Origin of the sequence: Ralstonia pickettii, assembly GCF_000607165.1 — a bacterium.
In the GTDB taxonomy this organism is placed as follows: Bacteria; Pseudomonadota; Gammaproteobacteria; order Burkholderiales; family Burkholderiaceae; genus Ralstonia; species Ralstonia holmesii.
This window is the reverse complement of sequence record NZ_JFZG01000004.1, coordinates 150618-162598: the sequence shown is the minus strand read 5'-3', so window position 1 is coordinate 162598 and position 11981 is coordinate 150618. Positions and strand designations below refer to the sequence as shown.

The window sequence follows — 11981 nt, the reverse complement described above, 5'->3', positions numbered from 1 at the left end:
AGATCCAATTACTGCGTGACGTCGATCTGCACCCGGCGATTTTTCGCCCGGCCATCCCTGGTCGCGTTATCTGCCACGGGTTCGGTGTCGCCCTTGCCCACGGATTCCAGCCGGCCCTGGGCCACACCTCGCGTGGCGAGATACTCGGCAACGTGCACGGCGCGCTCTTCCGAGAGCATCTGATTCGAAGGGAACCTGGCGGTCTTAATGGGCTGGTTGTCGCTGTGACCAGTGACGGTGACCGTGCCGGGCACTTTGGCAATTTCGGCGGCGACCTTGTCCAGCAGGGGATGGACCTTGGCGTTCACGTCGGCACGGCCGCCGGCAAACATGTCGTCGCCCCGGAAGGTGACGGCGCTGTGCATCGCATCTTCTTCCACCTGGACTTGGCCACGGGCGATTTCGTCCTTGAGCAATTCGGACAGACGCAGGACCATCTTGGGTGGTGGCGGCGGCGTGATCTGCGCGATAGCCTGGATCTGTTGCTCCAGATCGCGCGTGCGCAACGAGAGTTGGTACTTGTACCAGGCGAAGAGGCCAAAGGCGGCCAAGCCGAGGACTGTGACGCTCAGCCAGATCGGGACGGTGCGAATCATGGAGAACCGCCCTGCCGGAGCTACGGGCAGGTTCGGCGACAGCTCTCGGGGCACGGCGCCGCGGTGTTTGCGAATCAGCCCGTGCAGGCTCTGCCGGATCGCAAGGTGTTGTCGCTCTCCCTCGGCGGGGCCACGGTAGCGACCTTGGAAATCGAGCGAGAGCAGGTAGTAGATCAACTCGATCAAGTCGATGTGCTCTTCGGGGCTGTTGACCAGCCGGCCCAGCACTTGGAAGACCTTGGTGCCGCCGTCGGTGCCACCGTGGTGCTTGACGAGCAGGCTGTCCTCTGCCCAGGAACCATTGCCGCCCCATGTCGTGCCCAAGGCGGCTTCGTCCAAGGCAGTACATAGGCTGTAGTGCGCAGCAAGGGCATGCTCAGAACGGATACCCACCCGCTCGCACACGGTCTGGAAGTCGTGCAACTCTTGTTCAAGCACGTCTTTCAGAAGCGCGGCCTGATCGACGCGCAGTGTGCTCGGCATATCAGCCAGGGCGCGCAGCAAGGGCCGCGCGGCGGACAGCACCGGATTGACTGCCTGCTTGGCTTTCTCGACACGTTGCTCGATCGGCTTGCGCTTGACCTGCCGTGGCTCGTTGGCGGCCTGGGTGGAGGCGGCACGCATCTGCTCCGGATTCGGAGCGGGCGCATTTTGCCCTTGCACCGGGTGATTGAGCGCGTCGGTTGATGATGCTCCAGCCATTAGCGCACTCCCCACAGTTCAAGCCGCAGCTCGGGAAAGCTCCCCGCCACGTGCAGCGCCAGACCGCCGTAGCGCTGCACTTGCGCCCACAACGGGTGGTCTTGCGGCAGTTCGAAGTAGACCTGGCCAGCGTTGAAGGGAATCTGGCGCGGCGGTACGGGCATGGCCTGCAACGGAATACCGGGCAGGTGCGAGCGGATGAGTTCGGCCAACCGCTCGGCGGGGCCCACCTTGGCTTGCGCAGGGAATTGCTGCTGCAGCACGTCGCTGGGCAGTTGTGCGCCCACGGCCAGCACAAAGGTGTTGAAGCGCTCGAACTCTGCCGGGTCCAGCACCGCTAGGCGGATGCCGTGCTGCTGGTCGCGCAACTCGATGCGCTGGGCACCGCGCTCCAACACGACGTTGAGCAGAAAACGCAGGTCGTCCACCACGGGCTTGATGCAGGTGTGGGGCTCGTCATGGCGGTAAGCGGGGTAGTCCGGATTCGGGCGGCGGGTGGTGGTGCGCACGAAGGTGGACAGCTCGCCGGCGAATACGGTCAGTTGGACATACAGCGCTTCGGGCGAATCCGCTTTGGCTGACAGCATGTGCTCCAGCAAGGGCTCGAAGCGGTTGAACAGTAGCAGGATGAGGTATTCGGAAATCTCGGCAGCGTCTCCACCCCGGGTGCTGGAGGCCGCGAGGCGCTCAGCCATGGAGGTGGCACGCAGGCGCAGCAGGCCGTGGACTTCGGCCAGCCACGTTTGCAGCAAGGCGCTGGCGGTGTAGACATTGACGGGCGGGATCAGCCCTGCATCAAGCCGGGCGCTGCCGTCGGCGCGGATTTCCGTGACCTTGGCTAGCGGCATGCCAAGCCAGGATTCGGTCAATTCTTTCTCGGGCAGCAGGCGCAAGCGCAGATCCCCCAGTTGCACGAGCTTGGGGCCTTGGCCGATGGAGTTAGCGTCGAGCAGGTCTTCTTCGAAGCTGCGATAGCGTGCCAGCGAGTCCTGGGCATCTTCAAAGCTGGTTTCTTCCGCATTGGGTGTGCGGATGGGCACGGCCAGATAGATGATCTGGTTCAGGTGCTCATAGCGCAGCGCCAGCGGCGCGGGCAGCTTGGCGTGAGCTGGCGCGTCGAACGGTGTGCCATCCTGATAAATACCGGCGGCACCGGAGACGACCAGTTTGCCCAGGGCCAGCGCTTCCGCGTCGATGGCAAGGTGGTGGAAGCCCCAGAAGAATGGGCTCAGGGCAGCGGCGCGCTTGTGGGCGAAATGCTCCAGGTAGCGCTCTTGCTGCTGGAAGAGTTGCGGGCGCAGGAACAGCCCTTCGCTCCAGACGACTTTGTTGTACCAGCTCATGAAAATCAATCAGGTTTGGATACGGTGATGGCTTGCTCGTCCAGGACGATCTGCAGCTTGACCTTGCGGGCGGGGATTGCGGCGCGGTACCAGGCGGCCTCTGGGGCGGGCGGCAGTTTGTAGACGGTGCGCCAGGTGGCCTTGCCAAGATCTCGATAGCCGACGAGCAGGCCGAGCGCTTGCGTGTCGGGGTTGAGCTTGCGTTCGATGTCGCGGAACTCGCCCGGGCGCAGGATGAATTCGTCGCGCGCAAGCAGGTCCGAGACGAGCATCGTGCGGTCGGTGGATTCGAGTGCGTAGTAGTCGGCGTTCTCAAAGGTGCTGGCGGTCTTGAGTTCGTACAGGCGCACGAGCACGGGGGACGCCCTGCCCTTGTCGTTGGGGTTGAGGGAGTCCTTGGCTTCGATTGCGAGGTCGAGCTTCATTTGCTCGGGCTGGGCGGGGGCGGTGGAACACCCAGAGAGCGCGAGCAAGACACCGAGCGCCAGTATCCACAATCGTTTGCTGCCCAGCGCGGAGAGTTGCTGAACGGGCTTCATGCGCGGGCGGGCTGGCTGCCCATCAGGACACAGCCGCATTCGGTGCCATCACCGGCGCGGGCCATGATCGTGCCGCCGACCTTGGATGTGCCCGACACGCGCACGATGCGGTTGATGCCGTGTGGGCGACCGTCGGGGTACTTAGCGGGGCAGTTGACGAGATCGCCCTGGCGAGCAATGGCGCGGCCACGGATCTTGCTGGTGGGCGAGCCGGTGATGACGACGGCGCCGTGCGTGCCGATGTCGCCTACGGTGATGATTTCTGCGGACATGTTGATTTCTGTACGAAAATTGGCCGATTGCTGGGCGTTACTGCTGCGGTTTGCCAAACCACGGCCAGTACGCCCGGCTCTCGCCCCTCGCGCGGTCCCACTGCGTGATCGGCGGCGACGGCTTCCAGCCCGGCGGTGGGCCGATCAGCACGGCCCAGCTATCTTTTGCGTCAGTCACGCTGGTGACCACGGCGCTCTTGCCGCTCTGGTTGGCATAGGCTGCAGCAAAGGCAGTGTTGACAGCGAAGCTGGCGGCGCGGGCCGGGCCTTCCATCACCTGGGACACGCTGTAGAAGTTGCCGATCTGGTCCAGGTCGGGCCATTGCTGGTGGACGACGGCGTGCAGCGGCTTCATCAAGGTGGTGACGTTGGCCGTGTGCTTATGCACGTCGTGGTAGACACGCTCAACGGGGTGGTCTTGCGCGGCCTGCTTCTGAACGGCCTCCATCAAGAGGCTCCACGCCCCGCCGGGGTTGGCCGCCTTGGCGTCGATGCCGCCTTCATGGTGCTGGGGCGTGTAGATGGAGGCCAGCGGCGTGTAGCCCCAGTCGGCGCTGGGGTGGCCGAGGATCAGGAGGGCAGTGTTTTCGTTGGTTTGCTCGCCCATCGGGTAGTTGGGCGCATCCATGTTCCACACCCACGCCAGCTTGTTGGGATTCGCCGCCAAGAACTTGAGCGCTTCTTGCAGATCGTAGAAGCCCACGGTTTCATCACCGGCCTTGAGCACCACCTGCGGCAGCTTGCCGTTGGGGTTGAACATCATGCTCCGGGCCTCGGATTCTTGCGCTACCTTGCCATAGATCAAGCGCCGTGCCCCTTTCAAAGTCAGCGTTGACTCGCCAATGATCATTTCATCGGTCGCAGGTGCACCACGTACCGTTTCGCCTCGGTCATTCTTGTGCAAGTTGACAAAGTAATCGCGCATGCGCTCTTCGGCGTGCGCTGCGTCGTATGCTCCATAGCTGGGGGCGGGAATGCCAACGTTCTTTTGGTCGCGCAGCAACTCATCGATCCCACTGTCCTTGATCTCAAAGTCATAGTACGTCGGCGTATTAACCCACTCGCGCGGCATCCCGGCAAACACGATCGCGTCCATAAAGTCTGGGCGAGATGTGCCCGTGCGGATGGAGTAGAAGTAGTTCGGGTCGGCCGGATAGGCGCGGAAGCTTCTTAGTGGGGCAGTGACTAAGTCGTTGAAGGCCCCAACGAATCTGTCACGTTTGACCTGGGGGTAGTCCTCCAGCCGTTTGTTACGATCCATGCCACCGGTCAACTCCCCCACCGCATCCCCCAGCTTAAACTTTGGCGCCTGCAGATCATTCGCATTGGGCTGCGCAAGCCCCTGGGCCCACAGCAGGTTCCATTGGGTGGGGTAGTCACGCCACATCAGCGGGTTGAGCCACTGCACACCCAGCAGTACGGCAGCGGGTGCCTTGGCGGGATCGGTTTGTGCGGCAGCGGTTTGCATCCGTGGCCACGCCACGGGCTTGCGAGAATAGTTGGCAGACATTGAAACTCCAGGGTGACAGGCGGTGAGCAGCAGACAGGCGCTGACCAGTTGCTTGGCGGAAGCAAACACGCGCCCGTGCGAACTCAAACGAACCAGGTAAGACATGCAGTTCCTCAGACGTAGGGCGTATCAGACTTACCTGACTGGTGATGGGCCTGGAACACAGGCAGCCGATTGCGCTCGTGGGCGATCTGGAGAATCGTTAGGGCGCCTTTTTCTGCGACAAATTTGTCCTGCTCCGCTAGCGGCTTATTCTTCAATTTTGCGGTGTCGTAGTACTCAAATTCGTTATCCTGCTCGGGCTTCCTGCCCGGCGGGAAGTCGTCGCCTTTTTCGGGCCTCGGCTTACACCAGCGCCAATCCGCCATCCTCCGCAGTTGGTTCATCTGCACATTGCTGAATTTGCACAGGCCCACATCCACGTCGTAAGCCAGCACGTGCTCGCTGTGGTCGGGGTTGGTCAAGATGGTCGAGTGATTGGTGGCCTGTTGGTTTGCGCCCTTGGCAAGCAAGCCCATGCGCTCGGTTTTCTCGAACGACTCAAAGTTGCTGCCCTTGATGTCGCCGTGGCCCTGCGCGCTCAGCTTGCCCACATCTTCTTCCGTGAAGCCCCATGGGTTCAGCACTCCGGCACGGCCAAGCAATTGGCGATGTCCGCCGTCGGTATAGATGGCGCGCCGGGCACGTTGGCGAATGCCCGCGTTCTGGTCGTAGCGCATGGCCGCTTCGCTGGCGGTGTCGCCCTGCCCCAGCTCTTTGCGTGGTTCCGCGTAGGGGTCTTCTCCCTCGAAGGTGTCACGCTTGGGGTTCAACGCATCACTGGCGGATTCCTTGTACCGGTTGAAGGGGCCTTCGATGCGTGAATCGCCTTCTCGCACCTTGCCAGGCCTGGATGAGGAGCCATCACCGCCCGGTAAATAGAGCGACTTGGGCTCGATCCCCTTGCAGGGGACTTCGGGCGCGTTGACACGGACCTTCCAGCCATCGTCTGGGCTGGCATTCAGGTTGGCAAGCTTTGCGCCCACGGCGCTGCTGCCCCACAGGGCGACCTGGAAGACAAATCCCCAGAGCGTTGCATTTGCCTTGCCGATGACACTACGACGCTCGTCGCCCCAGATCTCCTTGACCTGCATGCGCAATTGGTCTGCACGCGGGGTCCAGAACTGTTTCTCGTTCAGATCGGCGCCGTTCGTTTGCTTCCAGTAGTCGAAGTAGTCGCCAGCGCCACCGGTGGGGGCAACGCCAACCTTGTACGGCTGCCCGGGCTGGCCCTCGGCCCACACGCGTTGGAATAGCAAGCCTTCGGCACGGGTCTCTTGCACGTCTTTGTCATTCAAGCCCAACCAACCCATGCCTTTGACTGTATCAATGGAGATCACACGGTCGTGCGGGTTGCAATACAGGAACACGCGTTTTCGTGTTTTGCGGGCTTGCTCGTCTTGCGCGGTGGTATTCGGCTGGCTTCCGCATTTAGGGCGGCGGTTCCAGAGGTGTTCGTCAACAGTAGCGGTGTCGTAGTGCTTCGGCTCGAAGTTGCGCACAATGTCAAAGAAGTTCGCCAACCCTTCATAGCGGGACTCCTGCTTGACGCGCCCCTGGAACTTTGGCCAGTTGTATTGCGCGTAGTTATCGGCCCCACTTTTTTGCATGCTATAGGGCGCATTGGCCAGAATGTAGTTGTCGGCCACGCCGCGCCCCTTCAAATCAGGATGATTGGCGCCGAAGTAGGCCGAGCACAGCCCGACCATGTTGCCTTGGCTATGGCAAACCACGGTCACAGGGCAATCTTTTTCGCCGTACTGCGCGCGATGAATCTCACGAATGCGCGCGACCAGCTTGGCGAGGCGCCATGCAGCAAAGGCCTGGTAGTGTCGGGCCGGGCAACTGTAGACCTGGCGGTCGCTGGTATTCATGTCCTGCACGGCAAGGCCGAGGAACAATCCAGTGTCAGTACCATTGCTAAACATGTCAGGCAAAGCAGAGCAGCCGTTGGCAAAGGGGCCGCCGCCCCAAGCATCGGCTTCGTCAAGCAGAATGCTTCCGCCCACGGTGGCAACTTCTGCTTTGCTGGCCTTGTAACCCCAGCGGAAGCGGATGACCGGACTGTAGCCGTCTTCCTTGATGAAGCTGGTGGACTTTAAGTCACGGTGGATGTAGCCATCCTCCGTGAGCTCGCCCATATAGCTGGCGGGCTGAAGCTGACCACTGCCCTTGATGCGGTGGAGTTGGTCGTCCTTGCGCTGCAAGCGTGCGTTGAGCCCGGCCAGCAGGCCAATTTCACTGTCGTCAAACCATTCGCCATTGGAATTGACTCCGTGCACGAAGATGATGACGCCGGGCAACGGAAGGGGCGCGTCCACGTCCATGCGTGGTTTGCCGGGAAGACACAGCGCTTCGGCGTAAGGGCCGCTCAGGCGGCCTGCAGTCGTTTCGGTCATTGGATTGTTTTTCTGGCTTATTGGGGCCGGCAAGCAATGGGCGCAACTTGATCAGGGCAAGATGGTGTGCAGATATTTCTCACGGGTGAACCCTTTCAGAACAATGTCTGTAAGCTCTTGATCTGCGACTGATCTCGGGGCTTCAAGATAATGGCGTTGATAGGCTTGTGCCTCTGGAAGCGATGCCATGGATGCGGCAACCACACAGTTCAAATTGCTTTCGCAAAGCGCGCCATTCACCTCGTAGGTCCGCACGACCCTGGCATAGCATTCCAATTGCGGATGGTTGCTTATGCGCTCGCTCAACATGCAGCGCATCATCGAGAACTCGGGCACGTTGCCGCGTATCGCGATCGCTTCTTCGAGCTTGCTCAACGCGCCCGCGTAGTCTTTACGGTTGGCAAACTCACTCGCTTGTTGTGCCAGCAAGAAGGCGCGCTTTGACTCAGGCGTCGATGCTTGCTTGGCTTGGGAGGTTATTTCACTCGATTGCGCTGAAACCCGTTCCACTTGTTGTGGAACGGATCGTGCGCCTGCGCCACTGTCTGTGCAGCCGAGAATCCCCGCACCCGCCAGAAACAGAGACAACAACCAAGCTCGATTTCTAGACATTAATGCTCCCGTTCTTTCCTTCAACATAGACACTCTCGATCGGTATGACGATCGATCCCTGGGACGGACCGGGCACGGCACGGCCTTCGTCGCCTTCATAGACATAACCTCCACTGAGTACCAACTCGACCTTGAGTGACGGGTCTGCAGGCGGGAGCCTCAGGGTTGCCGTGCCAATGGGGAGCGAATCATCCTTTGGCCAATAACCTGCTTCATTGTTTATCCCCAAGGGGGTGGGAGTGCCGTCAATTCCGTTAATTCGCAGCGATGCCTTGGCGAAGAAAACGACCTTACCCTTCTTGCTAGCGCTAGTGAGGCCCATGCCGTTTACCCACAGAGAATCGCCAGGCCCGCTGGATTTCAGGCTGAGATTTCCATAGATAATGAACACGCCAAGGGCACCGACGCCCTCGACAGGCAAGTAGGCGGCCCGCTTAATCTGGTAGGTCGACTGTTTCAGCTTGTATTGGTACCCGTTGTCGCGCATCCGATTGTCGTCGCCCAACGTCAACGAGGTGCGGACCATCCTTGCTTCCTGGCTAGGCTGCTCCTCACCAAAGGAGATCGACAACGCCTCTGCTGCCTCAGACTCATGCAGACCGGTTTCGCCCAGACTATTGGTGACGCCCTTTACGACGCTGCCGTCTTGCTTGACGATTTGATAGGGCGTGCCAGCTACCGGCAGGCTATCCGCCGGCCGGATCAGGCGGAACTTACGCCCGGTATCCCCCGAGTCGAACTGAGGCAGTGCTCCTTGGATACCCTCAGGCCCAGGCACATCAAAGTGCCCCGTATGTGCATGCACACGTGTAGGCCCAAAGATGTCCACACACCCATCTGCAATGCGGATACCTGCGTTGCCGCTCATGAGCGTGATGCCGCTTTTTGCATTGCCCAGGATGCTGCCGTCTGTAGCGGTTACCACCACGTCGGTTTTAGCGTTGAGATCCATGCCATCACTCTGTGATTGCAGAATGAGCTTGCCGCGGTGGGCGATACCTTTCCAGAATCCACTGTGGGCAAACAGACTGATGCCGGAGCCGCCATTGACGACGTACTGCTGGCCGGCCGTGTACTGCTGGTTGAGCTTGGACACGGTGTCGATATGCTTGCCGGCGTAGCTGGTGATGGTTTGCGGGCTGGCGAGGGCCATGCCAGCCGGCGCGTAGGCACCCAGCAGCGGTTGGCCGCCATGCCCCGGTGCTTCCTTGTGGTTGTTGGCTCCCGCATCCCATTCCTGAACAGCTTTGGTCAAGCTGCCTTGCGGGTCCGTGTCTGGCTTTGCTGCTTCGTGCTGGCTGCTGTAGTCCCCGAATGACTTGGCGGTTTCGAGCGCGGCTTCCAAGCAGCGGATGAACTCATCGCGCGTGAGGTGACCGCCCACGGCGTTGATCTGGCCTTCTGCGGTGAGGAAGAGGCCCTTGCCGCCACGCACGCTGCCGTGGCCATCGGTGCGCAGGTCGAAACCTTCGCCACGTTGGTCTTTGCGCCCGGGGTTGCCGGGCACGCTGGTCAAGTAGCCGAGGTTGAGCTGACTGGTCTGGTGATCGGAAGACAACTGGGCCTGAATCTGGCCCTGCGTGTCATCCATCAGCAGGTGGTTACGCCGTTGCCCAAAAAGTTCTTTGCTAGCCACACCAGAGAGCGCGTGCTGCGTCGGCAGGCTCCAGGGCGGCATGTTGAGCTGGTTGGGGACACGCCCCATCACAATGGGTGTATTTGGATCGCCGTTCAGGTAGCACACCAGCACCTCCTGCCGGATGCGGGGCACGTGCATGGCGCCAAACTGGTCGCCGGACCAACCGTTGGCAACACGGATCCAGGGCGAGGAGTTTTCGTCATACTGGCCGTAACGGTCCCACTCGAGCTGGACCTTGACGCAGCCATGGTCGTTGGTCCAGATCTCTTGGTTCTCGGGGCCGGTGACGACGGCGCGCTGGATACCTTGGACGCGGGGCTTGTGGGCGGTCAACGCCGGACGGAAGACTTCGTCGGTGGGGTGGGCTTCCAGCTTGACGCGGCAGGTGTATTGCTGTGTTGTGCCGCTGGTCAGGCCAACGTCTTCGAGCGTCAGCTCCGTGCTGACGATGAGCACTTCGCGGTTGAGCGCGTCGCTGTCGTGGTTGCTGATGTGATAGGTGCAGCCTGCGGCGATACCGCGCAGGTTGCCTGCGCCGTACATACGCCGGCCTTTGGCACGCCGCTCTTCCGCGCGGATACGCACTCGGAAGTTGCCGGCTTCACGGCTGTCGTAGATGCCGGGTTCGTATTCGTAGCGCTCGAATTCTGAGAAGTGGGTGTCGCGCGGCAGGCTGTCGCTGACGGTCAGGTCGGCCTTGGGCTGGCGCGGGTCATAGTCTTTGAGGGTGACGCGGCCGGTGCGCAGGCGATTCTTGGGCTCGAAGCGCGTCAGGTGCTCTTGGTCGACCTTGAAACCTTGCGGGTAGATCGGCAGCGCGTGATACGCCTGGCTGGGGAATGTCTTCCAAGCGCCGGATTCAGAGACGAGCACGAGCCGGTGATGACCACCGTCGTGTTCGAAGAAGTAGGTGATGCCCCATTCTTCAGTGAGGCGCTGGATGAAGTGAGCGTCGGTCTCACCGTGCTGCACTTCCCAAATCAGCTTGGGGAAGACGCTGGTGTCCAGACGTTTGTCGACGGAGTACGGGTAGTCGGCCAGCACTTCGTCCAAGATGTCGATGACGGACTTGTTCTGGAACGATTTGAAGTCGGAGGTCTGGGTGGCGAGCCAGAGCCAGGGGCGCAGGGTGTAGCGATAGAGGCGGTTGCTATCTACGCCGCCTGTCAACTCAACGGCGGTGATCAGGCCGGTGATCTGGCGCTCGCCCGCGCCAATGCCGCCCAGCAACCCCTCGCCCATGCCATCGAGTTCAATCGACAACGTCATCTCTTGGCCGATGGCGGCATCGAGATCGGACTCAAGCATGGACTGATCGGCGGCGAGGGAGACGGGGCGCAGATCCACCGTGTAGGTGAACAATTCGCTCAGGGCTTCGCGACCGGTGACGCGCACGAATTCCAACTGCGGCGCGCCCAGCAACTCGGGAATCGCGCTGCTTTTCGGTTTGACTGTGCGGTGGCTGCCCACCAAGTTGGAAATCTGCTCTGCTGCGCCCATCTCTCGACTCCTCATGATTGAGACACCACCACAATGACCGGTGCCGTTGCCCATCCAATCGTTGTTGCCGTCAGATGGGCGGGACATACACGCTTTCTGATTGCCCCTGATACCGCGCTTCCCGGTACGTCGTTAGTTCATAGCTGTTGCAGCGGCCATCCCTGCGACGCCCAGCGGCACCAGCGGAATCGCCAGGAGCGTCAACACCCCATCGGCAGCAACCGTCAGCGGGGTGAGCAGCACCAGCGCGGCCTTACCGCCGGTCGGCACCTCTTCACGAATCTGCACGCTGTAGGTCTGGTTGAACTTCTTGGCCAGTGCCGAGGGCATCGTGAACCCCTTGGCGCTATAGCGTTTGCCACTCAACAGGAACGACTGCGTCATACGTCCGCTGGCGTCCTTCGAGAAGCCATAGGCCTGCGCTAGCCGCTGGTCCTCGCTGCTCGCATTCGCCGGCAAGGACAGCGTGAAACCGCCGGTCATGTCCGACTCCGGCGTCACCTTGAACTGTTCCATGCGCGCCGTTACCTTGGGGTGCAGTGGCGAGTCCATGACTTCAACCAAGCGCGGCGGCGTGTCGAGGATGTAGTGGTACTGCGATCCAAGCACAACGATCTTCGAGCCATTGCTGGCCACCAGAATCTGGCTCACATTTTCCGAGTAGTCCTTGTATTCCTTCTGCGAGATTTCGGAATACAGCGACTTGGTAACAGGCGCGCATGCACCCAGGCCCAGCAGCGGCAGCACAGTGGCTGCCAGAATCAGTTTGCGTTTCATTGTTTAGGCTCCCATTTCTTGGTGTATTGGTAGCTGAAGCACAGCCCACCCGA

Annotated in this window: 9 protein-coding genes; all 9 read right to left on the bottom strand. The window is 61.0% G+C overall.

Annotated features, from left to right (window positions below; all coding sequences use genetic code 11):
• Nucleotides 1–8: 8 nt before the first annotated feature.
• Nucleotides 9–1298, bottom strand: coding sequence for a type VI secretion system protein TssL, long form (gene tssL / locus BG83_RS0103830; protein WP_051541443.1), 1290 nt, complete (start codon nt 1296–1298; stop codon nt 9–11).
• Nucleotides 1298–2641, bottom strand: coding sequence for a type VI secretion system baseplate subunit TssK (gene tssK / locus BG83_RS0103825; RefSeq protein ID WP_024975479.1), 1344 nt, complete (start codon nt 2639–2641; stop codon nt 1298–1300). The genes tssL and tssK overlap by 1 nt, the downstream gene beginning before the upstream one ends.
• A 5-nt stretch (nt 2642–2646) precedes the next feature.
• Entirely contained in the window at nt 2647–3180 is a 534-nt protein-coding gene (gene tssJ, locus BG83_RS0103820; protein WP_024975478.1) for a type VI secretion system lipoprotein TssJ, read from the bottom strand.
• Nucleotides 3177–3452, bottom strand: a complete 276-nt coding sequence (locus tag BG83_RS0103815) for a PAAR domain-containing protein (RefSeq protein WP_024975477.1) — start codon at nt 3450–3452, stop codon at nt 3177–3179. Before BG83_RS0103815 ends, tssJ begins: the two co-directional genes overlap by 4 nt.
• A 37-nt stretch (nt 3453–3489) precedes the next feature.
• The gene (locus BG83_RS0103810; RefSeq protein WP_024975476.1) at nt 3490–5067 is read right to left on the bottom strand and encodes a hypothetical protein; all 1578 of its coding nucleotides are present in this window, start codon (nt 5065–5067) and stop codon (nt 3490–3492) included.
• A gap of 8 nt (nt 5068–5075) precedes the next feature.
• Nucleotides 5076–7400 carry an effector protein Tle3 domain-containing protein gene (locus tag BG83_RS0103805; protein WP_024975475.1) on the bottom strand — a complete coding sequence of 775 codons (2325 nt, stop codon included), beginning with the start codon at nt 7398–7400 and terminating at the stop codon, nt 5076–5078.
• Between the two features lie 51 nt (nt 7401–7451).
• Nucleotides 7452–7988: a hypothetical protein gene (locus tag BG83_RS27590; protein WP_152543663.1), complete on the bottom strand. Its 537-nt coding sequence runs from the start codon at nt 7986–7988 to the stop codon at nt 7452–7454.
• 16 nt (nt 7989–8004) lie between these two features.
• Nucleotides 8005–11151 carry a type VI secretion system Vgr family protein gene (locus tag BG83_RS0103795; protein ID WP_024975473.1) on the bottom strand — a complete coding sequence of 1049 codons (3147 nt, stop codon included), beginning with the start codon at nt 11149–11151 and terminating at the stop codon, nt 8005–8007.
• A gap of 132 nt (nt 11152–11283) precedes the next feature.
• The gene (locus BG83_RS0103790) at nt 11284–11928 is read right to left on the bottom strand and encodes a hypothetical protein (protein WP_024975472.1); all 645 of its coding nucleotides are present in this window, start codon (nt 11926–11928) and stop codon (nt 11284–11286) included.
• Nucleotides 11929–11981 lie beyond the last annotated feature (53 nt).

What these genes read in the sequence shown, in the direction of transcription:
- tssK (WP_024975479.1), bottom strand. Translation starts at nt 2,641, where the DNA reads ATGAGCTGGTACAACAAAGTCGTCTGGAGCGAAGGGCTGTTCCTGCGC.
- tssJ (WP_024975478.1), bottom strand. Translation starts at nt 3,180, where the DNA reads ATGAAGCCCGTTCAGCAACTCTCCGCGCTGGGCAGCAAACGATTGTGG.
- BG83_RS0103815 (WP_024975477.1), bottom strand. Translation starts at nt 3,452, where the DNA reads ATGTCCGCAGAAATCATCACCGTAGGCGACATCGGCACGCACGGCGCC.
- tssL (WP_051541443.1), bottom strand. Translation starts at nt 1,298, where the DNA reads ATGGCTGGAGCATCATCAACCGACGCGCTCAATCACCCGGTGCAAGGG.
- BG83_RS0103795 (WP_024975473.1), bottom strand. Translation starts at nt 11,151, where the DNA reads ATGGGCGCAGCAGAGCAGATTTCCAACTTGGTGGGCAGCCACCGCACA.
- BG83_RS0103805 (WP_024975475.1), bottom strand. Translation starts at nt 7,400, where the DNA reads ATGACCGAAACGACTGCAGGCCGCCTGAGCGGCCCTTACGCCGAAGCG.
- BG83_RS0103790 (WP_024975472.1), bottom strand. Translation starts at nt 11,928, where the DNA reads ATGAAACGCAAACTGATTCTGGCAGCCACTGTGCTGCCGCTGCTGGGC.
- BG83_RS0103810 (WP_024975476.1), bottom strand. Translation starts at nt 5,067, where the DNA reads ATGTCTTACCTGGTTCGTTTGAGTTCGCACGGGCGCGTGTTTGCTTCC.